Below are 25,101 nucleotides of genomic sequence, written 5' to 3'. Positions count from 1 at the left end.
CCGCTTAAGCGATGAAGTGCTCGACGACCGGATACAGCGACAGCACGAGCAGGACCGCCATCGTGATGTTGAACGTACGCAGCCGCTGCCGGTTCGACAGGAAGCGCCGCATCGCGAGGCCGCCGGCCGCCCACAGGCTGATGCTCGGAAAGCCGATCACGATGAACACCACGGCCATCAGGATCGCGTTGAAGCCGAAGTCGTCGGAGAGGTGCAGCGTGGTACCGGCGGTGAGCACCATCATCCAGGCTTTCGGGTTGATCCATTGGAACGCGACAGCTTGGAAGAACGTCATCGGGCGCGGTTCGCCCTTCTTCACCTGCACTTGATCCGACGTGCCGATTTTCCAAGCGAGGTACAGCAGGTAGAGCACGCTCGCGGTTTCCATCACCGTGTACAGCGCCGGGAACAGGCGGAACGCTTCGCCGAGGCCATAGCCGACCGACAGCATCAACACCGCCACCCCCGCGCTGATTCCGCAGATGTGCGGCAGCGTGCGGCGAAAGCCGAAGTTGACGCCCGAGGCGAGCAGCATCGCGTTGTTGGGGCCGGGCGTGATCGTCGTGACGAGCGCGAACAGGATGCCGGCGGGCAGGGCGCTCAAGAGGTCGAGTGGCATGGTGAAGGGTCCGGTCGAATACGCAGTTGAGCAAGTCTATCGAGTGTTGCCGGTACAGTACCGATACAGATTGCTTGATGGTTTCCGGTACGGGTGAGCGCAGATCAAGTCAGTGCCGGGCATCGTAGCGATGCCGAAGTAGCGCTGTGTTAGGGCGGGTGACGCGAGCGGCGACATTTCCTGGGGGATTCCCTAATATCCTTGACTATCTCGTTCGAAGACATATCATTCGCTATAGAACGATGCATATAAGAATGATCGTGATACGAATGGTTCGATTGCGTGAGTGATAAGCCGATCGTATTGAGACGCTCTTCGAGGCTGGGTCGTTTTGAGTAGGAGAGGATGATGGCTAGCGCGGGAAAATCTTTGCGACTGATGGTCGATCACTGGCTCGGCCCGGCGCCTGGGACCCAGGTCCATGTCACAGCGTTCAGGACCAGGCGATCCACAGTTCAACGTTATGTGTGCGTCGAGACCCTGAAGGCGGCAGGTCCAGTCGCCATGTTCTTTTTTCGTCATCGAGACGGCACCTGGTGCATATACCCTCCCGCAGGGGAGCGGCCGATGTTCCCGATGTTTGATTGGTCGTAGGCCATGATCGCGAATCTGAACGAAGATTTGACAGATTGGCCACGCGCGATTGCGCATCGCCTCCGCGGTATGGTCGTCGCGGCGGCGATCGTGGTCCTCGGGTCGCTTGCGGGACTGTCTTATGGCGCGACGTCAACAACTTTCGACACGCCCAGAGAGAGCACGCCCACAGCAGAGGAAATCGCAACTGTCGTGAGTGCCCGTTTTCATATCGGGCTGCCCGACGCATTGGACATCGGTCACGCGGTGCTGAACGCCGCCGGGCGCTACACACTCTCGCCGTTGTTGCTGCTTGCCGTGATCGCGGTCGAATCCAGTTTCGACCGGTTTGCAGTCAGTGTTGTTGGCGCCAAGGGACTCATGCAAGTGCTCCCATCTCAGCACCGAGACCGCGTCCTTCGCACGTCCGATTTGACTGACGCGGGTACGAATATCCGCATCGGTTCAGAAATTCTGCATAACTACATAACGGCATCGGATGGAAACCTCGAGAACGCGCTATATCGCTACAGCGGGGGCGCCAAGGGCTATGCGCGGCGGGTGGTCGATCGCATGAGCATGATGAAAGGGGAATTCGGCTTGTGACGTGACATGGTTCACGGCGAGCTTGCAAAGGCGCAGCGGGCTGCATATGGTCATATGAATGGATTCCTACCCTCAGGAGAGCATTCGTCATGGCCGTAAAAAAACGATTTCATGCTGCGCTCCTCGCCGCAGCGATCGCCACGATTGCGCCGGCTTGTCACGCGCAAAACACCACTGACTGGCTGGCGAACAGCTATGGCACCCTTGCCGCCCATGTGGGCAACACCGCGCGCTCCATGTGGGTCGCGCCCGAAGGCGTCATCTATGCGGCCTCCATGTGGGATGAGTACGAGGGCGGCGTCGCGATCTACCAGAACCACAAGAGCCTCGGCTCGATCGGCGCGCACGGCGAGTTTCAGGGCAGCGCGATCACGGGCAACGCGACTTCGATCTTCGCGGCACACCAGTACAACAAGTCGTATGGAAGCGGAGCGGTGGGACGATACAACCGCGCCACGGGGGCCCGGGATCTTCTCATTCAGGTCAGTGCATCGAACAATGTGCCTCGGATCGACGTCATCACCGGACTCGCCACGGCGGGCTCGCTCCTCTATGCGAGCGACTTCTACGGCAATCGCGTCCGGGTCTATACCACCGGCGGTGTCTGGCAGCGGGACATCGACATCTCAGGCCCAGGTGCGCTCGCCCTGGATAGCGCAGGCAACGTTTGGGTCGCACGCAAGAGTGCGGGCGCGATCGACGAGTTCGGCCCAACCGGCGCCCTGCTGAACACCATCCAGATGCCCGGCGGGGCGCAGCCGTCGGCGCTCTATTTCGATGCGTCGGCGGGGCAGCTCATGGTCGGGGACGAGGGCCCCGACATGAACATCAAGCGCTACACCCTCTCGGGCAGGCCGACGCTGGCCGGTACCTTCGGCATTCAAGGCGGTTATCTCGACACCACGACGGGAATCAAAGGCCAGGTCGGCGCGAAGCGCTTCACCCGCGTCGTCGGCATCGGCAAGGACACGGCCGGCAATCTCTACGTGCTCAACAACCCGTGGGGCGGCAGTTGGGACCTCGGTCGCAACGGCGGCACCGACATTCATGCGTACAACGGTGCCGGCGACCTGCAGTGGACGCTTCAGTCCCTCAACTTCGAGGGCGTCGCCGCCCCGGACCCGGTTACCGATGGCGCCTTGTTCTACGGCGGCACCAACCTCTACGAAGGCAGCGCGGGAGGCACCTTCGTCGCGAACACCGTCGATCCGTTCGCCTACCCGTCGGACCCGCGCATCGACATGAGCGATACCCAGCGCGACGAGCACTTCGGGCAGCTCGTTTCCGTCGGCGCGAACCGGATCCTCGTGGCGTCCGGCCAAAACCCGCCGATCTTCTACTTTTTCCATTTCAACGCGGCGAACGGCTACATCGCGATTCCGGATGCCTCGATTCCGGGCGCCGCGTTCAATACGACCCTGCGGGTCACGAGCGGATTCTGTATCGACAGCAAGGGCGGCGTGTGGGCCGGCCTGGACAAGACCGGTTACATCTACCACTACCCGCTGACCGGCTTCGACGCCAGCGGCAAGCCGGCATGGGGGCCTGGCATCCCGATCCGCATTCCCGCGAGCATCCAGCCGCTGACGCGCATCGTCTACCTCGCGGACAGCGACACGATGATTCTCGCGCAGGGCATCGTCGGGAGCACGGACTGGACGTCGATCGGCACGCGGATCGAGGTGTATCACGGCTGGAGCGCGGGCAACACCACCGCGCCGAATCCGGTGATCAATCTCCCCCACGTCGACGCCAAGTCGATCGACGCGGCCGGCAGCTATCTCTTCGTCAGCTACTGGTTCAGCAGCAGCGGGCAAGCCCTGCCGAACATCGACGCCTTCAACCTCGCCACAGGCCGCCTCGACGCCACGCTGGTCAATACCAACAGCAGTGCCGTGGACGCCGGCAGCGCCATGGATTCGATGTACGGCATCCGGGCCTACCTTCGATCGACGGGCGAGTACGTCGTGACGAAGAACAACGTCAAGGGCTCCAGCATCACTGTGTATCGCTGGACGCCCTGATCGGACGTTGTGTTCATGACGGAGAATTCCCGTGCCGAAAAACGCCTGTCCTGAAGGTCTATATTGATTTCCGTAGAATGCCCGCAGTTTTCAAAACCAACGGCACGGAAGCGGACATGAATTCTTCGACAGTCGGCACGGCAGGCTCGCCGCGCTCCGAGCAGGTCAGCGGCTACGCGTGGAAAGCGCTCGCCGGCTCCGCCATCGGCTACGCGATGGACGGCTTCGACCTGCTCATCCTCGGATTCATGCTGCCCGCCATTACGGCCGGCTTGCAGCTGACGAGCGGGCAGGGCGGCGCGCTCGTCACCTGGACGCTGATCGGCGCGGTCGCGGGCGGCCTCATCTTCGGCGCGCTCGCCGACCGCTTCGGCCGCGTGCGCGTGCTGACGTGGACCATCCTGCTGTTCGCCATCTTCACGGGGATGTGCGCGTTTGCGCGCGGATTCTGGGACCTGCTCGCCTACCGCACGATCGCCGGCATCGGGCTCGGCGGCGAGTTCGGCATCGGCATGGCGCTCGCGGCGGAAGCGTGGCCCGCGAGCAAACGCGCCCGGGTGTCGTCCTATGTCGCGCTCGGCTGGCAGGCCGGCGTGCTGCTGGCGGCGCTGCTGACGCCGCTGCTGTTGCTCCACATCGGCTGGCGCGGCATGTTTCTCGTCGGCGTGCTGCCGGCGCTGGTCGCCTGGGTGATGCGCAACCGGCTGCATGAGCCCGAGGTGTTCGTGCGCCGCGCGAAGTCCCCTGAGAAACAGCCGAACGCATTCCGACTGCTGGTCGCCGATGGCCGCACGGCGCGCACGAGCCTCGGCATCGTGATCCTGTGCTCGGTCCAGAACTTCGGCTACTACGGGATCATGATCTGGCTGCCGACGTTTCTCTCGAAGCAGATGGGCTTTTCGCTCACGAAGTCGGGCGTGTGGACGGCCGCGACTGTCGTCGGGATGATGGCCGGCATCTGGGTGTTCGGGCAGCTCGCCGATCGCATCGGCCGCAAGCCGACGTTCTTGCTCTATCAGATCGGCGCGGTCGTCATGGTCATCGCGTACGCGCATCTGTCGACGCCCGCCGCCATGCTGTGGGCCGGCGCGCTGATGGGCGTGTTCGTCAACGGCATGGTGGGCGGCTACGGCACGCTGATGTCCGAAGGCTATCCGACCGCCGCGCGCGCCACCGCGCAGAACGTGCTGTGGAATCTGGGGCGGGCGGTCGGCGGTTTCGGGCCGGTCGTGGTCGGCTCGCTGGCAAGCCGCTATTCCTTCCCATTCGCCATCGCGCTGCTCGCGGGCCTCTATGGGCTCGATATGATCGCGACGCTGTTCCTGATCCCCGAGCTGAAGGGCGCCGAGCTTGAGTAACCCCTGCTCATCCCTCGACGATGCCCGGCACGGCCTCGCGCATCATCTCGACAAAGCGCACGAGCCGCGACGGGTAGAACTGCGCGTGAGGATAGGTCAGATATACCGGCAACGGAGGGGCCCGCCAATCCGGCGCGAGGTGCAGCAGCTTGCCTTGCGCGAGATCGTCGTGCAGCAGCCACGCGGAACCAATGCCGATGCCGAGCCCAAGACGCGCGGAACTTCGCAGCGCGTAGAGATTATCGGTGCTGACGCGCGGACGGATCGGGATGCTCACGACTTCCCCCGTCGTTTTATGCGTCAGCTTCACCTCGTTGCGGTAGTACGTGCGCAAGGCGAGCCAGGGCAAGTCGGCGAGCTCGGTGGCGTGTTGCGGCACGCGCGCGCCTTCGAAGAGCGACGGCGAGCCGATGACGATGCGCGGCACCGCGGCGATTTTGATCGCGACGACGGCCGGGTCTGCCGGTTCGCCGGCCAGGATCGCGCAATCGATGCCGGCCGCGACGAAGTCGCGCACGTCGTCGCGCAGCAGCCACTCCACGGACACGCGCGGATACCGGTGCAGAAACGCGGCCAACGGCACGACGAACTGCTCCTGGCCGAACGCATGCGGCGCGGTGATGCGCAGCGTGCCTTCCGGTTCCTCCTGCGCGCCGCGCACATCGGCTTCGAACGACGCCCAGCTCGCGAGCAGCTCTTTGGCACGTTCGAAGCAGCGCTCGCCGTCCACGGTGAGGCGCATCACGTGCGTGGTGCGTTGCAGGAGGCGCACGCCGAGCGATTGCTCGAGTGCCTGGAGACGGCGGCTGATGGTCGGCTGCGTCGCGTTCAATTGCGCGGCCGCCGCCGACAGACTGCCGGCCTCCACGATGCGCACGAAGGTCTCCATCAACTGGAGACGATCGCTGGTCGCGGACGAAGCGAAGCCGCCGGCGAGCGGCGGGGAGGGGCGTGGTTTGGTCATGCGTCGAGCGTATAGCAAATGTTCGGCGCGTGCTACTACCGTCACGCGGATTCAACAAGCACACTCTCGACCAATTCGTAAATCAAAGGGATACGTTCGATGTCTACCATGCACGACGCGGATGCAACGGTCGCCGCGGAAATCAAGATCCCCGCTGAAACCCCGGCGCTTCCCCTGCAGCTGGTGCTGCTGCTGGCCGCCGGCGCGGCTTTCTCGGTCGCGCCGCTCTATTACAGCCAGCCGATGCTCGGCGTGCTGAGCGCGGACATGGGCGCCTCGGCGCGCATGGTTGGCCTGGTGCCGACGCTCACGCAACTCGGCTACGCGCTCGGCATCCTGTTTCTCGCGCCGCTCGGCGACCGGTTCGACCGTCGCCGCGTGATTCTCTACAAGGCGGCGGCGCTGGTTCTGGCGTTGCTGCTCGCCGCCGCCGCGCCGTCGATCGGCCTGCTGCTGGCCGCGAGTCTCGCGATGGGCGTGGCGGCCACGATGGCCCAGGACATCGTCCCCGCCGCGGCCACGCTCGCGCCCGATGCGCATCGCGGCAAGACCGTGGGAACCGTCATGACCGGCCTCTTGCTGGGCATTCTGCTGTCGCGCGTGGTGAGCGGCTACGTCGCCCAGCACTTCGGCTGGCGCGCGATGTTCCTGATCGCGGCGTCGAGCGTGGCGGCCATCGGCGTGGCGGCCTGGCGCGGCTTGCCGCGCTTCGCGCCCACGACGCACCTCTCGTACCGCAAGCTGCTCGGCTCGCTTGGGCATTTGTGGCAGCATCACGCCGCGCTGCGGCGCGCCGCGTTCGCGCAAGGCATGATCGCGGTGGGCTTCAGCGCATTCTGGTCGACGCTCGCGATGATGCTGCATGGCGCGCCGTTCCACCTCGGCAGCGCAGCGGCGGGCGCATTCGGCCTCGCGGGCGCGGCCGGCGCGCTGGCCGCGCCGCTCGCGGGGCGCCTCGCCGATCGCCGCGGACCGGAACTCGTCACGCGGCTCGGCGCGAGCCTCGCCATCGTGTCGTTCGCGGCGATGGCGCTCGCGCCGCTGATGCCGCCGCGCGCGCAGCTGGTCCTGCTGGCGATTTGCGCGGTCGGCTTCGATCTCGGCTTTCAGGTCACGCTGGTCGCGCACCAGACCATCATCTACGGCATCGATCCGCATTCGCGCAGCCGGTTGAACGCCGTGCTGTTCGTCGGCATGTTCATCGGCATGTCGGCGGGCGCCGCGCTCGGCAGCATGCTGCTCGCGCAATGGGGCTGGATGGCGGTCACGGCGCTGGCGGTGGTGACGTCGGGCGCCGGGCTGGCCGTGCGGCTGTGGCGGCGGCCCCAGGCCGCCCGCCTTGCCGCGAATGCTGGCAACTAAGCTGTCGACCGACGTCAACCAAGGCTAAAGCGCGCTGACTCTCTGCGCCTCTCGCGCGCGTGAGGGCGGCACGCCGATTCTTGCGCTGCAATTGCGTGCGCCGCGGGCGGGCGCGAGAATGAATCATCGCGAGCGGCAAGCCGCGCCAGCCGATATGGAGGGCGAGATGGATGATGCCTATGACCTTCAGCGCTTTGTCGATGCCCAGGATCGGGTCTACGCGCTGGTGACGGAGGAATTGCGCGCCGGCCACAAGCGAAGCCACTGGATGTGGTTCGTGTTTCCGCAGATCGAGGGGCTCGGAGAGAGCGCGATGGCGCAGCGGTATGCGATCTCGTCGCTGGCCGAGGCTCAGGCTTATTTGCGCCACCCCGTGCTTGGCGAGCGCCTGCGGGAATCGACCAGGCTCGTGAATCTCGTCGAAGGCCGTTCGATCAAGGAGATCTTCGGCTACCCGGACTACCTCAAGTTTCGCTCGTCGATCACGCTCTTTGCTCGCGCGACCGAGGACAACGCCGTATTCGTCGAAGCGCTGCGCAAGTACTTCGACGGCGAACCCGATCCGCAGACACTACTGCGCGTCTAGCCCGCGAAAGCGGGTCTCCTCCCCGCCTCAAGAAACGCTCGTGCAGGCCGTTTACCTGCATGGGTAGTCACGTCAACCCGCATCCTCGCGATATACAGCCAGTTCTCCCGCACGCTGCAATGAAACGACCGCTTTTTATCCTTGCCTTGGCCGTCGCGCTTGCCGCGTGCTCACGCAACGATCCGGACAGTCTCGTCGGAACGTGGGGCGAGTCAGTCCACGGGCAGACCGTTCCGTTGCTCAAGATCGAGAAGTCCAAAGGGCACTACGTGCTTTTCACGACCGCCGACGGACGCTGGATTCGCACGACCGACTATGTGATGTTGGCGTCGAAGGACGATCTCGAACAAATCGTCCGCCATCCGGTGCATTGCGACGTGACCGGTCTGAAGTCGGGCGTCGCCGCCATTTTCAAGGTGCCGGAAGGCTGGACCGACGGTAAGTTCTCGACTCGCTCGGGGTACTTCGCCGTGACGTGGTTCGGGCCTATCGAACTCGTTCGCCTCTGATTGCAACGTTTCCGCGTGTGCGGTTAATTTGATTGCACGTCATCGCCGACAGTGCTCGCATGCTAAAATGTAACTGATGTAGTAACATTAATGTCAGTGCATAGGCTTCGTGCCAGATATCCGAAGCCGGCACCATGCGTCGTACATCATCCTTGCGCATTCCTTCGATACTCATTTCATTCTTCGAACAGGAGGTTTTATGGCGAAAGCCATCGTTGTGTATTTCTCGGGATACGGACACACCAAGCGCGTTGCCGAGGCAGTGGCCGAAGGCGCCGGCGCCGACTTGATCGTGGTGGATTCGGACGGCAACGTCGATGATCACGGCTGGGCTTCGCTATCGAACGCCGATGCCATCATCCTCGGCGCGCCGACCTACATGGGCTCGGTGCCGTGGCAGTTCAAGAAGTTCGCCGACGCGACGTCGAAGAAGTGGTTCACGCGCGAATGGCAGGACAAGGTGTTCGGCGGCTTCACCAACAGCGCGAGTTTCAATGGCGACAAGCAAGTGACGCTGATCTACCTGCAGACGCTCGCGTCGCAACACGGCGGCGTGTGGGTGAGCTTGGGGCTGCCGCCGGCGAACACGAAGGCCGCCACGCGCCATGACGTCAACAACCTCGGCGGTTCGGTCGGGCTGCTCGTGCAATCGCCTGCGGACGCGTCGGTCGAGGAGATGGCGGCGGGCGATTTGGAAACCGCGAAGCTCTATGGGGCTCGCGTGGTGGACGTGGCTCGCCGGTTGCACGGTTGAAATTGAAAGTTGCGGTGTGGGCGGCAGCACCGCGCTTGAATCGCTCGACGCACATCCGTGCGTCGAGTCGCATGGACGTTCAGACGGCGGCTCAACACGCGGCCCGGTCAGCCGCCGAATCATTCGAAGGCCCAGCCGTGGGACGCAAGTCTCACCTGCCATCTGTTCCGGTTCGATCTTCGCGCACTGATACCGCAATGAATTGACCTATGTCAGTCTTTCTCGGGTTGGACTCAGTAGCATTTCAATTGCACTGATCGCGCTGGGCGTTGCGGAACATGACGCCCCAAGGAATGCATCCGCGCTTTGTTTCAGACGGTCTATCGTGTACTTGGCCCATTTCCACGGAGCGCGCCATGGCCGACCCACTCGCTGTATGGCACACCGAGCACATTCATTTCGCAGCGCTGCTCGACACTCTGGAAGAACAACTCACTGCGTTCCACCGGGGCGAGGACCCGGATTACGCTCTTATGGGCAATATCCTCTACTACATGCGGAATTATTCCGATCGTGTTCATCATCCGCGGGAGGATGTTGCGTACGAACGGCTCGCCGAACGGGATCCCGGGACCCTATTGGTAGTGAACCGCCTTCTTCAGGAGCATCGCGTGATTGCTGCGGCCGGCGAGGAACTCCTGAATCGCCTTAATCAAGCTGCGGGAGATGAGGTCATCCCGCGCGTGGCTCTGGAGGCAGCAGTGGCCACGTATCTTGTGTACTACCGTCATCACATTTCCACTGAAGAGCGAGACGTGATGCCTCGCGCTGCGCAGGTGCTGACAGAACAGGACTGGGCGGCAGTGGATGCGACCGTACCGGCTAGCCCCGATCCGCTTTTTGGAGCCAATGTGCTGAAGCGCTTCGAGACGCTTCGCGGACAGATCGCTCAAGAAGCGCAGGTGGCCAGGGACCAGGGCCAGCCACCCGGCACGCCTTGATTGACGCCGGCTACCGGATGCCGTTCGCGCCCATCGGCGACGCAACTGCATCCGGTCCGCCCGCCCTTAGAGGGCCGGCTTATGCCCGCAAGACCCCGTCGGCGATAAATCGGATAACCGGCGTGCGGGCGGTAAGATGACGGTCCCAACATTCTTCTGGAAGTCCCGCGATGCAAGTGCTGGTCGACGCAGATGCCTGCCCGGTTGTCGTCAAGGACATGCTTTATCGCGCCGCGCGGCGTGCCAAAGTGTGCGTCACGCTGGTCGCTAATCAGTATTTGCGCACGCCGCCTTCCCCCTTTATCAAGGCACTGCAAGTGCCGGCGGGCTTCGACGCCGCCGACAACCGCATCGTTGAGCTGGTCACGAAAGGCGACCTCGTGATTACGGCGGACATACCGCTCGCCGCCGCTGCCCTCGACAAGGGTGGTTACGTGCTCGACCCGCGCGGAAGCTGGTTTACCCGCGAGAATATCCAGGAGCGCCTCACGATGCGCGACGTGATGGATCAGCTCCGCAGCTCGGGTGTCGCGACGGGCGGCCCGGCACCGTACACGCCACACGATAGCAAGGCGTTTGCTGGACAACTGGATCGATTCCTTGCGCGCCATAACAAGCCGCCAGGAGCGGCCGCCTGAGCGGTCCTGCTCTTCGGTTGCTATGCTAGTCGCCATCGACCGGCACGGGAGCAATCTTGGCCAACCCAGATCTTCTCGATAGCGACCAAAAAAACGCGCACGTCGTCGCTGCGCAAGCGAGCCCGTGCGACGAGCTCGTCATCCGCACTCAGCCCACCGCGGTCGACCGTCCGTGCCGGCGCAAGCGTCTTGCGCTCGCCGCGACGATCCTCGGCTCGAGCATGGCGTTCATCGACGGCTCCGTCGTCAATGTCGCGCTGCCCGCCATCCAGAGCGAGCTCGGCGCGAGCGTCGCGGCGATGCAATGGATCGTCAACGCCTACCTGCTCTTTCTCGGGTCCCTTGTGCTGGTGGGCGGATCGATGGGCGATAAGCTCGGCCGCCGCACGGTGTTCATCGCGGGCATTGGGCTCTTCACGCTGGCGTCCGCCGCTTGCGGGCTCGCGCCGAACGCGGGTTCGCTGATCGCCGCGCGCGCGGTGCAGGGCATTGGCGCGGCGCTCTTGGTACCCAGCAGTCTCGCGATCATCGGCGCCGTATTCGAGGGCGAAGCGCGCGGACGGGCCATCGGCACCTGGGCGGGCGTCGGTGCGATCACGTCGGCGGTGGGGCCGGTGGCGGGCGGCTCGCTCGTCGACGCGTTGTCGTGGCGCGCGATCTTCTTCCTCAACGTCCCGCTTGCAGCGGCGACGATTGCGCTCGCGATTTCGTCGGTGCCGAACAGCCACAAGCTCGATGCGCCTCAAGAGTTGGACTGGCCCGGTGCGCTCTCCGCGGCAGTGGGGCTCGCCGCCCTCACTTATGGTCTGACCCAGGCCTCGGCGCGTGGCTTCGCGCATCCGCTCGTACTGTGCGCGATCGGCGGCGGCGTGCTCGTGCTGGCCGCATTCGTGATGATCGAAGCGAAGAGCCGCATCCCCATGATGCCGCTCGACGTGTTCCGCTCGCGTGATTTCACCGGCGCCAACCTCGTCACGCTGCTGCTTTACTTCGGCCTCGGCGGTGCATTCTTTTTCCTGCCGTTCACGCTGATCCGCGCATATGGCTACACCGCAACCGAAGCGGGCGCGGCGCTGTTGCCAATGCCGGTCATCATCGGCTTGTTGTCGCGCTTTACCGGCGGCCTGACGAGCCGCTTCGGTTCACGGGTCCTGTTGAGCGCCGGCCCGGGCGTCGCCGGAATCGGGTTCGTGATGCTCGCGCTGCCGTTCGTGCGCGGCAGCTATTGGGCCGGGTTCTTCCCTGCGCTCGCCGTGCTCGGGCTCGGCATGACGATCACGGTCGCGCCGCTCACGACGACCGTGATGGGCTCGGTGCCGGGCGATCGCGCAGGTATCGCATCCGGCATCAACAACGCGGTTGCACGCGTGGCGAGCCTGCTGGCGATTGCGGTGCTCGGTATCGTGTTCGTGTGGTCGCACCACGCGGCGCTGACGGCGCGGCTCGATGAACGGCATGTTCCTGTGGACGCACGCCAGACTGGGCAGTTGCTGGAGCCGGATGCGCAAGCCGGGGCTGCAATGGGCGATGCCCATACGCCGCCTCGGACACCCGTGGCGCTGGCGGAAGCCGACGCCATTGCTGATGCGCTGCGCGCCGTCGCGCTGGTGTCCGCTGCGTGCGCGTTCGTAGGAGCGGGTCTCGCGATGGCGACCATTCAGCCTCGCAAGTGATGTGCTTCGCGTCGCCGGATGCGTTTGCTTGCGGCATCCATCGTTCGATTTTCGCGGAAACGTGTCGCCTTCAGGCATTGCACCGCGCCTTGCTTGCGGCGAGCGCCGTCGGCGTGGTTCCGAGCATACGCCGGCAGCAGTCGCTGGTCGGCCAGCAAGACACATTCGACATTGAGGACGAGTTTGCTGACGATTCTCGGCGAAGATGACGACTCGAAGCCTTGAAGTAAAACCAGAACCTAAGTGATCCGGTTACGCAACCATGAACTCCCAAGTAGAAGCCTATTTGAAAGATTTCCGCTCGAGCGGTGTTGCCGCCGAATATCAGGTTGATCAACGAGCGCGCGCAAAAGTTGTCGCTTGAAACCGGATCGGTGGACTACGTCCTGTCGCACATGGCTTTGATGTTGATGGACGACATAGAGCAAGTCATGCGTGAAATCCGCCGGGTATTGCGTAGGGGCGGTAGGTTTGTCGCCATCATTGGCCGAGCCTTTCTGCTCGGCGAAGTCGGGGAAGCTTTCCTAAACGTATTTCGACCCATTGCGAAGGCGTACCTAACGCACTTACGCTTTGGTGATTCGCGCACCAGGTGCGAAGCCGGTTGGAGAGAACTACTCCAGCATGGATTTGCAAATGTTACGTTTGAAGACATTGACGTCGAATGGACACCTACGCCAGAGCAGCGGGCGGCTGGGGGGATGAGGTGGCCGCCGACCGCCGCATACGCACTGCGCGCCAGCGAGCCGCGGGTGGAAGGACCGACGCATGCGGCGCCTCCAACACGCGTGCTGGTGCGTCAAGGCTCGTTGGCTTGACCTGCCTGCAATATCGCGTCCCGCTTGTCGAGCAGGTGCTGGCGAAGAATTTCGGCGAGACGCTTGCCATCGCGCGCATCGAGTGCCTTCAGCATTTCCTCGTGATCGTGAACTGCGCAATCCCACTTCTGGGTCTGGAAATTCGAGCGGAACCGAAGGGCCTGGAGCCGCCGGTTCACCGCCACGTACGTCTGTCGAAGAACCGTGTTGCGCGCGGCTTCGTTGATCCGGTCGTGAATCTCCTGATTACGGCTGTAGTAGCCGGTCAAGTCGTTCTGCGCGCGGCAGGCAAGCATCGCGTAATGCAGCGCCTTGATCTCGGCGAGTTCGGCCGGCGTGATGCGCTGGCACGCCAATTCCCCTGAGAACGCTTCCAGTCCGCTCATCACTTCGAACGTCTCCCGGATTTCGGCTTCGGTCATGCGCGACACCGTCGCGCCCCGGTTCTGCGAAATCTCGATCAGCCCCTCGGCCGCCAACACCTTGAGCGCTTCGCGCAGCGGCGTGCGTGAAATGCCAAGCGTCTCGCACAACTCGCGCTCGTTGAGTTTCGTTCCCGGCGCGAGCATGCCTTCGACGATAAAGCCGCGCAGATGCTCGACCACCGTGTCGTGCAACCGCTGCCGTTCAACCTTCGGAAGCAGGTGCAGCGAAGCCGGCTCCTGCGGAATGGATGTCGTTTGCATACAAAATCCTTTTTTTGTCTTTTGTTCCATCTTACCGCATCGCTCACTTTCGAGCATCGGGTCCCGTCTGACCCCACCAGATATGCCTCCTTGCTGTCGCGGAAAGTTTTTCTTCCTCTTCCCGGATTCCGGTGCTAAAGTATTTTGCATGCAAAATTCAACCGGACAAGACCGATGCTCAAGCTAGACTTTCACCCCGCTGGCCGCCACTTCCTGCAGATTCCCGGGCCCAGTCCCGTGCCCGACCGCATTCTGCGGGCGATGAGCTACCCGACCATCGATCATCGCGGTCCCGAGTTCGGCGCTCTCGGGCTGCAGGTGCTTTCGGGGATCAAGAAGATCTTCAAGACGCAACACCCGGTGGTGATCTATCCGGCATCGGGCACGGGTGCCTGGGAAGCGGCGCTCTCGAACACGCTGAGCCCCGGCGACACCGTTCTCATGTACGAGACCGGGCACTTCGCGACGCTGTGGAAAAAGATGGCGGAAAAGCTCGACCTCAAGCCCGAGTTTCTCGGCCTGCCGGGCATCGAAGGGTGGCGGCGCGGGGTCGATGCCGAGCGGATCGAAGCGCGTCTGCGAGCCGACACCGCACACACGATCAAAGCCGTGTGCGTCGTGCACAACGAGACCTCGACCGGCGTCACGTCGAACATCGCGGCGGTGCGCCAAGCGATCGACGCGGCGGGGCATCCGGCGCTGCTGTTGGTCGACACGATCTCGGGTCTCGCGTCGGCCGATTATCGGCATGACGAGTGGGGCGTCGACGTGACGGTTTCCGGCTCGCAAAAGGGCCTGATGCTGCCGCCCGGCATCAGCTTCAACGCGATCTCGCCGAAGGCGATCGAAGCGAGTCAGACGGCGAAGCTGCCGCGCAGCTTCTGGGATTGGACCGAGATCGTCGAGATGAACAAGACCGGCTACTGGCCGTACACGCCGAACACGAATCTGCTGTATGGCCTCGCGGAATCGATCGAGATGATTCTCGGCGAAGGGCTCGACAACGTGTTCGCGCGTCATCAGCGCCTCGCCGAAGCGTGCCGCCGCGCGGTGCGCGCATGGGGGCTCGAGATCCAGTGCGCCGATCCCGCGGTCTACAGCCCGGTGCTGACCGGCGTGATGACGCCCGAGGGCATCGACGCGGACGCAGTGCGCAAGACGATTTATGACCGTTTCGACATGTCGCTCGGCACCGGCCTCGGGAAGTTGAAGGGGCGCATGTTCCGTATCGGTCATCTCGGCGACTGCAACGACCTCACGCTGATGGCGACGCTTGCGGGCTGCGAGATGGGGCTGAAGCTCGCCGGCGTGCCGCTCGCTGCAAGCGGCGTGGGCGAGGCCATGGCTTTCCTTGCTTCGCAGGCAAAGGCGAACACGCTGAAGGCAGCCGCCTGATCGATCGCTTGACGCGTCACGGGAGGTCGAGATCGCCTCCCGACCTTTTTCAACTGCAACCGCAGTCGCACGAGCATGGTGCGCGTGTTCTCGCCACCCATCATGCAACGGCATCCGGTATCGCCGCATTTTCACTATTCAACTCAAGCTACGCACAGAACGTAGTGGCTTAAAGCGACATGTTCGTGAGCGAACGCTCATCGAGACGGACCCGGTGCGCCATTTTGAGCGCGTCGACGTAAAGCAACGGAGACAGATCATGAAGCGGTTTCGTGCGATTCGCGCGACCAGCGTTGTTCTCGTGATGCTAAGCATCATGTACTTCATCACTTACCTCGACCGAGTCAACGTCAGTACGGCGGCAGCCGGGTTCGGCAAGGAATTTCATCTTTCTCATACGGAAATCGGCCTGGTCTTCTCGGCGTTTGCCTATCCGTATCTCGCGTTTCAGATCATCGGCGGCTGGATCAGCGACCGATTCGGCGCGAAACGCACGCTGATCTTCTGTGGTGCGCTCTGGGCACTGGCGACGTTGCTGACCGGGTTCGCGGGCGGCCTGATGTCGCTGCTCGCCGCGCGTCTCTTGCTCGGGCTCGGCGAGGGCGCGACGTTTCCCGCCTCGACCACGGCCATGGCGCGCTGGGTAGCGAAGGAAAAGCGCGGCTTTGCACAGGGCATCACGCATGCCGCGTCGCGCATCGGCAATGCGGTCGCACCGGGCGTCATCGTCATCGTCATGGTGCACTGGGGATGGCGCGAAGCGTTCTACATCAGCGGCGTGATGAGCATGCTCTGGGTCGTCGCCTGGGCCCTGACCTTTACCGAGCATCCGGCGGATCACCGGCGTATCACCCGCGCTGAACTCGACGTTCTGCCCGTGCCGAAGCCGAAGGTCGCGCGCGTGCCGTGGGGACGGCTCTTCAAGCGCATGGCGCCCGTCACGATCGTCTATTTCTGCTACGGCTGGACGCTGTGGCTCTTCCTGAGCTGGATACCGCAGTACTTCCTGCACAGCTACCACCTCGATCTGCAGAAGTCCGCGCTGTTTGCCTCGGTGGTCTTCTTTGCGGGCGTAGTGGGCGACACGCTGGGCGGCATCGTGACCGACAAGCTCTACCACCATACCGGCAGCCTGAAGCGTGCACGCAGTTGGATGGTGTCTGTCTGCATGCTGCTCACGCTCGTCTCGCTCGTGCCGTTGATGTTCGCGCACGACCTGTATCTGTCGATGACGTGTCTTGCCGCCGGCTTCTTCTTCTCGGAGATGACGATCGGTCCGATGTGGGCGATTCCGATGGACATCGCGCCGGAGCATTCCGGCACCGCGAGCGGGATGATGAATACGGGCTCGGCCCTCGCAGCGATCATTTCGCCTGTGGCGTCGGGCTTTCTGATCGATCGCTTCGGCAACTGGGAGCTGCCGTTCGTCGTCAGCATGGTGCTGATGGCGCTCGGCGTAGTCCTCGCGTCGCGCATGCAACCCGAATGGAAATTTGAATTCAGCGCCGCCCCCGGCGCTCAGCCGGCCCGACAGGCTGGCGTGTGACTCCACTTTTGCAGCACAACCGACCATGACCGACCAAACCATTCTGAGCCGCCGTCTCGCACAGGCACGCGGCGATCACACCGTCATCGAGGCCTTGCCGGCCGACCTCGCGCCCGCCGACGCCGATGCCGCATACGCGATCCAGCACGAAGTTCTGGCGCTGCGTGGCGCGCGGACCGGCGGTTGGAAGGTCGGTGCGAAATCGCCGACGGGTCCGATTCAGGGCGCGCCGCTGCCGGCCGGCGATCTGCATGTGAGCGGCGCGCGACTGCCGCGCCGCGCGTTCGCGCCGCTCGGACTGGAGCTGGAAATTGCATTCCGCTTTGCACGAGCGTTCGAGGCGCGCAGCGACCCCTATCCGGATGAAGAGGTGCATGCCGCGATCGGATCGATGGCGGCGGCGATCGAGATCGTGGCAAGCCGGTACGCTGCGTGGCCCGAGGTGGACAAGCTCGCGCAACTCGCCGATCTGCAGAATCACGGCGCGCTTGTGGTGGGCGAGTGGGTGCCTTATCAGGAGGACTTCCCGTTCGTCGCGCCGGCGCTGCGCTTTCAGTTCGAGGGCGCAAATATCGCTGAGGAGCGCCCTGCGAATCCCGCTGGCGATCCGCGCAGGCTGCTCCCGTGGCTCGTCAACCACTGCACGCAACGGCGCGGTATCGCGCTCACGCCGGAGATGGTCGTGACGACCGGCTCCTACACCGGGATGTTCTTCCCGAAGACCGCGGGCACCGCCGGCGGACGGATAGCAGGGCTCGTGTCCGTGGACTTCACGCTTTTGTAGCGCTCGTGCCGACGGCCGATATGACCTCGCCTACCCCCGGCCAGACGGTTGGCGTGCTCGTGCTGGCGATTTGACAGCCATAGCGCGAGGTGACATGCGCGGTGCCGCACTGAGGAATCCAATGTAGATAGTTCGCATTCCTAATATAGATATGCCAGGCAACTCGCCCGATCCGCTGGCACGCAAGCGCTGATGATCGAACGCCGCACCGGGCGGGTGTACCCGACCGCTTTTCGCTGCCAGCTCCAGGCGGCGCACCCGCGCACGCGGAGGACATGACGGAGCACCACCAGGAGAGGCGGCGCCGACGGCGTCGCCAGGGACTCATGCAGTACCCAAGGAGATGAACGCATCATGCGCATATTTCAGACTATCAACAAAGTGCCCGGCGGCCTGATGGTCGTGCCGCTCTTTATCGGTATGGCAATCAACACTTTCATTCCGAATGCATTGAAGATCGGCGGGTTCACGCAGGCGCTGACCAATGTCGGTTATCCGACGGTGCTCGCCATGTACCTCTTCACGGTCGGCACCAAGATGACACTGCACGCCGCGCCAACCATGCTCAAGCGCGGCTTCGGCATCTTGTTCGCCAAGGTCGGCATTGCGATCGCGATCGCGCTCGCCGTTGCACACCTGTTCCACGGCAATCTCCTCGGCTTGTCGACACTGGCGATTCTTGCCGCGATGAACGACACCAATGGCGGGATGTTCCTCGCGCTGACAAGCGCTTTCGGCAATAAGGAAGACTCCGGCACGTACGTGGCGCAAAGCATCGAGACCGGCCCCTTCGTGACGATGCTGGTGCTTGTGGGGGCGGGCCTCGCGAACATTCCGTGGCTGACGATGCTATCGGTCATTGCGCCCATCTTCGCCGGTGCAATTCTTGGCAATCTAGACCGCGAATTGCGCGATTTCTTCAGCAAGCACGAGCCGCTTATCGTGCCATTCATGGCTTTTACGCTGGGGCAGGGGATCAACCTCAAATCGGTCTTCACGGCCGGAACGCCGGGCATCGTCCTTGGTATTGCCGTGTTCGTGGTCACCGGCTTCGTCTGTATCGTCGCCGACCGCCTGCTCGGTGGCACCGGCGTCGCGGGTGCCGCCGCGTCGAGCACGGCGGGCAATGCTGCCGGTACGCCGCAGGCCATCGCGCTTTCCGACCACAGCTACGCAGCTATCGCGCCAGCCGCGACCGTTCAGGTCGCCGCGTCGGTAATCGTGACCGCAGTACTCACTCCGATGCTGACCGCGTGGGTTTACAAGCGGACCCGGAGTCGTTCGGGTATCGCTCCGAGCGCTGCGCTCGTCAACGAAGAAGGTCGAGCCGAGCTCGACGAGTCGCAGCGTGCCGTCAACCAGAGCTAAGTCAGGAAAGGAGAGAAGACCATGCAGAGCCTATCGCTGGAAATTGCCGACAAGCTGCTCACTGCCGCATGCACGCATGCGCGCAGTGCGTACGCCAAGCCGGTCTGCGTTGCCGTGTGCGACGCATTTGGTTTTCTGATCGTGTTCCGTCGGATGGACGGGGCGCCCGTCCGCAGCATTCAGCTCGCGCAGCAGAAGGCTTACACCTGTACCCGGATGGGTACGAGCACGGTTGCCTTCCTCGAACGGCTGCGAGCCGACGATGTGCCAATCGGCTTTTTTTGCGACCCGCTGCTTACTGCGCTGCCGGGCGGTGCGTTGCTTGCCGACGCGCACGGGCGAGTGCTCGGTGCAATTGGCGTAAGCGGGCTCGCGCCGGCCGACGATCAGGCGCTGGCCGAGCAGGTGGCCGCCCGGCTGCTTGGGCTTGCTGGTTGATCGGTCCATCTATTTTCAACATTTCAGCTAGAGAACGATTCATGGCTCACTCGAATATCTACGTAACCCGAATGATTCCGCAGCAAAACATCGATGCGCTGCGCGCCGTTCACCACGTCGAAGTCAACCCGCACGACCGCGCGCTCACACGTGACGAGTTGCTCGAGGCCGTGCGGGGTCGCGACGCGGTCATCACGCTGCTCACCGATACCGTCGACGCGGCGGTCCTCGACGCTGCCGGGCCGCAGTGCCGAATCTTCGCGAACTACGCGGTGGGGTTCAACAACTTCGATGTTGCGGCGGCCACGGCGCGCAAGATCGTCATGACCAATACTCCCGGTGTGCTCGACGACGCCACGGCAGCTCACGCATGGGCGCTGCTCTTCGCGGTCACGCGCCGCACTTCGGAAGCCGAGCGCTATGTGCGCGCGGGCCGTTGGGAAGGCTGGGCGCCAATGGCCTTCATCGGCCAGGATATCGACCACAAGACGGTTGGCGTGGCTGGCCTCGGGCGGATTGGCGCGAAATTCGCCCGTAAGGCGAAGGCGTTCGACATGAAGGTCATCTACACCGATGCGCATCCGAATCGAACGCTCGAGGACGAACTAGGCGCCACCTTCGTGGATAAGGAAACCCTGCTGCGCGAATCGGATTTCCTGTCGCTGCATCTGCCCCTGACGCCGGAGACCCGGCATTATCTCGGCGCGCGAGAGTTTGCTCTGATGAAGAAAACGGCAGTCCTGATCAATGCCGCGCGTGGTCCGCTCATCGACGAGCGCGCGCTTGTCACTGCGCTGCGGGACAAGATGATTTGGGGCGCGGGGCTCGATGTGTTCGAGAACGAGCCAGACCTCGAGGACGGGCTGTTGGAACTCGAGAATGTCGTCATCGTCCCGCATATCGCGTCAGCCACCATCGAAACGCGAATTGCAATGGGCAACATCGCGGTCGGGAACGTGCTCGGCGTTCTCAACGGCGAACGGCCGCGGAATTGCATCAACCCCGAGGTGCTCGTCTGACCTTCCGGCGGGAAACTTGCTCCCGACGGTCTTTTGCAAAACCTGAACATTCAGAAGAGGAAGTTATGGCTAAAGTGGGATTCATTGGTCTTGGCATCATGGGCGCCCCAATGGCGGCCAACCTGCAACGAGGCGGTCACCAACTGTTTCTGCACGACCGCAATCCAGTGCCTGACGCGCTCGTGGCGGCTGGCGGCAAGGTCTGTCACTGCGGGGAAGAGGTCGCGCGCCAGAGTGAGATAGTGATCGTGATGGTGCCTGATACGCCGCACGTCGACGCCGTGCTGTTTGCCGACGATGGCGTGGCGAAGGGGCTCGGCGCCGGCCAGATCGTGGTCGATATGAGTTCGATTTCGCCGCTAGCGACGAAGGAATTCGCGACGCGAATCAACGCGCTAGGCAGCCCGTATCTCGATGCGCCAGTATCGGGTGGCGAAGTGGGAGCAAAGGCCGCATCGCTGACGATCATGGTCGGCGGCTCGCAGGAGGCGTTCGACAAGGTCAAGCCTCTATTTGAGTTGATGGGCAAGAACATCACGCTCGTCGGCGGCAACGGCGACGGCCAGACCACCAAGGTGGCCAATCAAATCATCGTCGCTCTGAACATCCAGGCGGTGTCGGAAGCGTTGCTGTTTGCGTCGAAGGCCGGTGCGGATCCGGTGAAAGTGCGCCAGGCACTGATGGGCGGCTTCGCGGCGTCGCGGATTCTCGAAGTGCATGGCGAGCGGATGATCAAGCGCACCTTCGATCCGGGCTTTCGCATCGAGCTGCACCAGAAGGATCTCAACCTGGCCTTGCAGGGTGCCAAGGCGCTTGGCGTTTCCATGCCTCATACCGCATCCGCGCAGGAACTGATGAACGCCTGTGCCGCGAACGGCATGAGCAAGCTCGACCACTCCGCGTTGTGCCGGGTGATCGAATTGCTGTCCGGGCATGAAATCGCCAGCAAGTGATGAGCCATGCCGCGCTCGCAAGTCGGCGCTAACCGCTGTTCATTCTGGTGACCAATCATGCCTCGCCTACGAAAAGCCAAGATTGTTGCAACCCTCGGACCCGCAACCTCTGACCTCCAAACGATTTCCGAGCTCTTCAACGCCGGTGTGGACGTGTTTCGGCTGAACTTCAGCCATGGCTCGCACGATGACCATCGTCGGCGCTATGAAATCGTGCGGGAGGTCGAGCGCGTGTCCGGGCGGCCGATCGCGGTCCTCGCCGACATGCAGGGCCCCAAATTGCGGGTCGGCACTTTTGCGTCGGGCAAAGTCACTCTGACGCCCGGCGCGCGATTCGTGCTTGACCGAAACCCTGCTGTTGGCGATGCCGAGCGGGTCTGTCTGCCCCATCCGGAGCTGTTCGAGGCAGTGAAGCGCGGCCAATCGCTGCTGCTCGATGACGGCAAGCTTCGACTCGAAGTGCTCGACAGCGACGGCGAGTCGATCCGCACGCGCGTCACGCACGGCGGCGTGTTGTCGGACCGCAAAGGAGTCAACGTACCCGACGCCGTTTTGCCGATCCCGGCGCTGACAGCAAAGGACCTGATCGATCTTGAATTCGCCCTGTCCCTGGGGGCGGATTGGATCGCTCTGTCGTTCGTTCAACGCCCGCAAGACATGATCGAGGCCCGTGCGTGGGTAGGCGATCGCGCATGGTTGATGGCGAAGCTCGAAAAGCCCGCGGCGCTTGAACAGCTGGACGAGATCGTCAAAGTTTCCGACGCTGTCATGGTGGCGCGTGGTGACCTGGGCGTCGAGCTGCCGCCCGAGCGCGTGCCGGGCGTGCAGAAGCGGATCATTCGCGCGTGTCGCGATCACGGCAAGCCAGTGATCGTCGCGACTCAGATGCTCGAGTCGATGATCTCGGCGCCGGTGCCTACACGCGCCGAGGCGTCCGACGTTGCGACCGCGATCTTCGATGGGGCCGACGCGGTCATGCTGTCGGCGGAGTCCGCGAGCGGCAGCTTTCCGGTCCCGGCCGTCTCGATCATGGACCGGATCATCGGCGAAGCCGAGCGTGATCCGTTGTATCGGAGCCTCATCGACGCTCATGAGGAACTCCCGCTACCGACGCGTGGCGACGCAATCTGTGCGGCGCTGCGCAATGTCGCGCACACGCTCGGCGCGGCGGCCACGATTACCTATACGACGTCCGGCTTCACGAGCTTGCGCGCGGCGCGGCAGCGACCGCTGGCGCCGATTCTGAGCATCGCGCCGCGGCTTGCCACAGCACGGCGCCTGGCGCTGGTGTGGGGCGTGCATTCCACCGTCAGTGCGGATATCGAGTCGATCGATGAAATGGTCACCGTCGCGCGCGGAATCGCCATGCGGGAAGGCGTGGTCCGTGAGGGCGATCAGGTCGCCATTGCGGCAGGCATGCCGTTTGGCAAGGCCGGCACGACCAATCTATTGCGCATTGCAGAAATCTGAGCGGCGCTACCCGCCAGCCGGCCATCGTCAGGTTCAGTACGCACCGCGTTTCCAGGTAATCGATGTCGGCCCAACAACACACAATTGTCGTTTCCACAAACATTCCGATAAATCAGGAGCAGCCAAGTGAGGCAACCATTCAAGCGAGTTCCATTTGCTATGGCATTGGTGGCGGGTTTACTACCGTCGGTAGGTTATTGCGCAGGTATTTCATTTGGCTTGATGGACGCGTCCATAAACGGCATTCATCAGGCGATGCGAAGTGGCACTCTGACCTGTCATAGTCTGGTGCAGCAATATCTGGATCGAATTCAGGCGTATGACAAACAAGGTCCCGCATTAAATGCAATGCTCTATGTTAATCCAGACGCTCTTGAGCAAGCCGACGCAATGGATCGCCAGTTTAAACGTACCGGAAAAATATCATCGCTGTACTGCATACCAACAGTACTAAAAGATAACTACGATACCGCCGATATGCCGACCACTGCGGGTTCCGCTTCATTAGCAGGCGCACAGCCCCCGCAAGATGCCTATGTAGTAAGCCAACTGAAGAAAAATGGCGCGTTGATCCTTGGCAAGACCAACCTGCAGGAATTTGCCCTGGGCGGTGTCACTGTGAGTTCGCTGGGTGGGCAAACCAAGAATCCATACGATCTAAAATTGACGCCCGGTGGGTCGAGCGGTGGTACAGCGGCGGCACTTGCTGCCAATTTTGCAACCGTCGGTACTGGCTCGGATACCGCAAATTCACTGCGTTCGCCAGCCTCTGCCAATAGCCTGGTGTCCATTCGCCCGACTCTCGGACTGGTTAGCCGCGCCGGCATTGTGCCGGTGTCCTTCACGCAGGATGAAGCGGGGCCGATTACGCGCTCTGTATCCGATGCCGCTCGAATGCTCGATGTCATGGCCGGCTATGACGCGGCCGATCCGGTTACGGCGTTGAGCGATGGCCACATACCCAAAACATACACGGCTTTTCTGGACAAAACTGGGCTGAAAGGGGCGCGCATCGGCGTGCTGGAAGCGCTTTTCGGCAAGGGGCCCGAGGATCAGGAGGTTAACCGAGTGATGGCAAATGCCATCGATATGCTGAAGAAAAACGGGGCAATCGTTGTCCCTATAGCAGCACCTGAGTTGGATACCGATAGATTGAACGCGGATCTTGATGTTCAGAAATATGAATATAAGAGCAGTATCAACAGCTATTTGAATACCTATAGCCCCAAGGCGCCCGCGCATTCATTGGATGATATTATTAATTCTGGGAAGACGAATCAATCTTTGCAAAAATTCCTGCTGTCAGCTCAAAGCTATAAAAATGGCCTAAATGAAACCGCCTACAAGGACCGGCTGATAAAAATTCATGCTCTCAAGATTGATCTTGCAAATTTGATGGCTGAAAATCATTTGGATGCGGCGGTCTACCCGCATCAAAAACGCTTGCCGGTACCGATTGGAGAGTACGATCAGAGCGAGCGTAATGGTATTCTGGCTGCGCTTACAGGTTTCCCATCGATCGTCGTTCCCGCTGGGTTTGCTTCGCCAACGGATGACGCACCGCGTGGCGTACCTGTAGGCATCGAATTTATCGGACGACCCTGGAGCGAGCCGCAACTCATCCGGTACACGTACGGCTTTGAACAGGCTACCCACGCGCGCAAGATGCCAGCATCCACACCTTCATTGGCGCGTTATTGAGCAACGACGAGCGATCGCAACTAAACTCGTTGGCGCGTTTGCGCTCTATTCGAGCGCTTCAACGAACGCGTCGATTCAGTTTAGGCGATCAGCGCGTTTTCACACACCCTAGGTCGACTAGGACCGACCGCATCGGGCAGACACCGGCCATGAAGCGACGATCGCCGGTGTTGCTTTTAACGACAGCTCTTTCGGCAACAACCGACATTCACTTGTGCGTCACGGACTTTCAGCCCGTAGGTGCCACGTTGGGCGGCTGCAGTCAAATGGATGTAGAGATCGCCGAGTGCGATGACGACTTCTGGTGGCGACACGA

At 62.6% G+C, this 25,101-nt stretch carries 23 protein-coding genes; 20 read left to right on the top strand and 3 right to left on the bottom strand.

The annotated features are described in order from the left end of the window. Positions 1 to 4: 4 nt before the first annotated feature. Positions 5 to 619, bottom strand: a complete 615-nt coding sequence (locus FAZ95_RS22125; RefSeq protein WP_137334691.1) for a LysE family translocator — start codon at positions 617 to 619, stop codon at positions 5 to 7. A gap of 597 nt (positions 620 to 1,216) precedes the next feature. Between FAZ95_RS22125 and FAZ95_RS22115 the strand changes: the two genes are divergently transcribed. The 3 genes from FAZ95_RS22115 to FAZ95_RS22105 all read left to right on the top strand — a co-directional run bounded on the left by FAZ95_RS22115 (position 1,217) and on the right by FAZ95_RS22105 (position 5,180). After that, complete coding sequence (locus FAZ95_RS22115) at positions 1,217 to 1,798, top strand: transglycosylase SLT domain-containing protein (RefSeq protein ID WP_137334689.1); 582 nt, start codon at positions 1,217 to 1,219, stop codon at positions 1,796 to 1,798. Between the two features lie 89 nt (positions 1,799 to 1,887). Further along, on the top strand, positions 1,888 to 3,822 hold the full coding sequence (locus tag FAZ95_RS22110) for an SMP-30/gluconolactonase/LRE family protein (protein ID WP_137334688.1): 1,935 nt from the start codon (positions 1,888 to 1,890) through the stop codon (positions 3,820 to 3,822). Positions 3,823 to 3,938: 116 nt separating this feature from the next. After that, positions 3,939 to 5,180 carry an MFS transporter gene (locus FAZ95_RS22105; protein ID WP_254700239.1) on the top strand — a complete coding sequence of 414 codons (1,242 nt, stop codon included), beginning with the start codon at positions 3,939 to 3,941 and terminating at the stop codon, positions 5,178 to 5,180. A 7-nt stretch (positions 5,181 to 5,187) separates the two neighbouring features. Here the strand turns inward: FAZ95_RS22105 and FAZ95_RS22100 are convergent, their stop codons facing one another. Further along, on the bottom strand, positions 5,188 to 6,144 hold the full coding sequence (locus tag FAZ95_RS22100) for a LysR family transcriptional regulator (protein WP_137334686.1): 957 nt from the start codon (positions 6,142 to 6,144) through the stop codon (positions 5,188 to 5,190). Positions 6,145 to 6,243: 99 nt separating this feature from the next. Between FAZ95_RS22100 and FAZ95_RS22095 the strand changes: the two genes are divergently transcribed. The 8 genes from FAZ95_RS22095 (at position 6,244) to FAZ95_RS22060 (ending at position 13,425) form a co-directional block, all read left to right on the top strand. After that, a complete protein-coding gene (locus FAZ95_RS22095; protein WP_137334685.1) occupies positions 6,244 to 7,506 on the top strand; it encodes an MFS transporter in 1,263 nt (420 codons plus the stop codon). Positions 7,507 to 7,672: 166 nt separating this feature from the next. After that, positions 7,673 to 8,092: a DUF1810 domain-containing protein gene (locus tag FAZ95_RS22090; RefSeq protein WP_137334684.1), complete on the top strand. Its 420-nt coding sequence runs from the start codon at positions 7,673 to 7,675 to the stop codon at positions 8,090 to 8,092. A 119-nt stretch (positions 8,093 to 8,211) separates the two neighbouring features. Next, a complete protein-coding gene (locus FAZ95_RS22085) occupies positions 8,212 to 8,601 on the top strand; it encodes a lipoprotein (protein ID WP_137334683.1) in 390 nt (129 codons plus the stop codon). Between the two features lie 199 nt (positions 8,602 to 8,800). Continuing rightward, complete coding sequence (locus tag FAZ95_RS22080) at positions 8,801 to 9,355, top strand: flavodoxin family protein (protein WP_137334682.1); 555 nt, start codon at positions 8,801 to 8,803, stop codon at positions 9,353 to 9,355. Positions 9,356 to 9,711: 356 nt separating this feature from the next. Next, positions 9,712 to 10,296: a hemerythrin domain-containing protein gene (locus tag FAZ95_RS22075; protein WP_137334681.1), complete on the top strand. Its 585-nt coding sequence runs from the start codon at positions 9,712 to 9,714 to the stop codon at positions 10,294 to 10,296. Positions 10,297 to 10,466: 170 nt separating this feature from the next. Continuing rightward, entirely contained in the window at positions 10,467 to 10,934 is a 468-nt protein-coding gene (locus tag FAZ95_RS22070) for a YaiI/YqxD family protein (RefSeq protein WP_137334680.1), read from the top strand. Between the two features lie 56 nt (positions 10,935 to 10,990). Beyond that, entirely contained in the window at positions 10,991 to 12,607 is a 1,617-nt protein-coding gene (locus FAZ95_RS22065; protein WP_137334679.1) for an MFS transporter, read from the top strand. 308 nt (positions 12,608 to 12,915) lie between these two features. After that, positions 12,916 to 13,425 (top strand): class I SAM-dependent methyltransferase, encoded by a 510-nt coding sequence (locus tag FAZ95_RS22060; protein WP_302674752.1) that lies wholly within the window; start codon positions 12,916 to 12,918, stop codon positions 13,423 to 13,425. Here FAZ95_RS22060 and FAZ95_RS22055 read toward each other — a convergent pair. Beyond that, positions 13,407 to 14,111, bottom strand: coding sequence for a GntR family transcriptional regulator (locus tag FAZ95_RS22055; protein ID WP_137334678.1), 705 nt, complete (start codon positions 14,109 to 14,111; stop codon positions 13,407 to 13,409). The two genes, FAZ95_RS22060 and FAZ95_RS22055, sit on opposite strands and share 19 nt — an antisense overlap. 174 nt (positions 14,112 to 14,285) lie before the next feature. Between FAZ95_RS22055 and FAZ95_RS22050 the strand changes: the two genes are divergently transcribed. From FAZ95_RS22050 to FAZ95_RS22010, 9 genes are all read left to right on the top strand, one after another. Then, complete coding sequence (locus FAZ95_RS22050) at positions 14,286 to 15,506, top strand: pyridoxal-phosphate-dependent aminotransferase family protein (protein WP_137334677.1); 1,221 nt, start codon at positions 14,286 to 14,288, stop codon at positions 15,504 to 15,506. A 259-nt stretch (positions 15,507 to 15,765) separates the two neighbouring features. After that, on the top strand, positions 15,766 to 17,052 hold the full coding sequence (locus FAZ95_RS22045) for an MFS transporter (RefSeq protein ID WP_137334676.1): 1,287 nt from the start codon (positions 15,766 to 15,768) through the stop codon (positions 17,050 to 17,052). Positions 17,053 to 17,077: 25 nt separating this feature from the next. Further along, positions 17,078 to 17,836, top strand: a complete 759-nt coding sequence (locus tag FAZ95_RS22040) for a 2-keto-4-pentenoate hydratase (protein WP_137334675.1) — start codon at positions 17,078 to 17,080, stop codon at positions 17,834 to 17,836. Between the two features lie 354 nt (positions 17,837 to 18,190). Next, positions 18,191 to 19,204, top strand: a complete 1,014-nt coding sequence (locus FAZ95_RS22035) for a 2-keto-3-deoxygluconate permease (RefSeq protein ID WP_137334674.1) — start codon at positions 18,191 to 18,193, stop codon at positions 19,202 to 19,204. Between the two features lie 21 nt (positions 19,205 to 19,225). Beyond that, a complete protein-coding gene (locus tag FAZ95_RS22030; protein ID WP_137334673.1) occupies positions 19,226 to 19,642 on the top strand; it encodes a GlcG/HbpS family heme-binding protein in 417 nt (138 codons plus the stop codon). Between the two features lie 41 nt (positions 19,643 to 19,683). Continuing rightward, positions 19,684 to 20,661 carry a 2-hydroxyacid dehydrogenase gene (locus FAZ95_RS22025; RefSeq protein ID WP_137334672.1) on the top strand — a complete coding sequence of 326 codons (978 nt, stop codon included), beginning with the start codon at positions 19,684 to 19,686 and terminating at the stop codon, positions 20,659 to 20,661. A gap of 65 nt (positions 20,662 to 20,726) precedes the next feature. Beyond that, the gene (gene glxR, locus FAZ95_RS22020) at positions 20,727 to 21,614 is read left to right on the top strand and encodes a 2-hydroxy-3-oxopropionate reductase (RefSeq protein ID WP_137337537.1); all 888 of its coding nucleotides are present in this window, start codon (positions 20,727 to 20,729) and stop codon (positions 21,612 to 21,614) included. Between the two features lie 57 nt (positions 21,615 to 21,671). Then, entirely contained in the window at positions 21,672 to 23,084 is a 1,413-nt protein-coding gene (pyk, locus tag FAZ95_RS22015) for a pyruvate kinase (protein WP_137334671.1), read from the top strand. Between the two features lie 126 nt (positions 23,085 to 23,210). Beyond that, positions 23,211 to 24,785 carry an amidase family protein gene (locus FAZ95_RS22010; protein ID WP_254700237.1) on the top strand — a complete coding sequence of 525 codons (1,575 nt, stop codon included), beginning with the start codon at positions 23,211 to 23,213 and terminating at the stop codon, positions 24,783 to 24,785. The last annotated feature ends 316 nt before the right edge of the window (positions 24,786 to 25,101 follow it).

The organism is Trinickia violacea, assembly GCF_005280735.1.
Lineage (GTDB): Bacteria > Pseudomonadota > Gammaproteobacteria > Burkholderiales > Burkholderiaceae > Trinickia_A > Trinickia_A violacea.
Note: the sequence above shows the minus strand (reverse complement) of the source record. Positions and strands in the feature narration are given on the sequence as shown.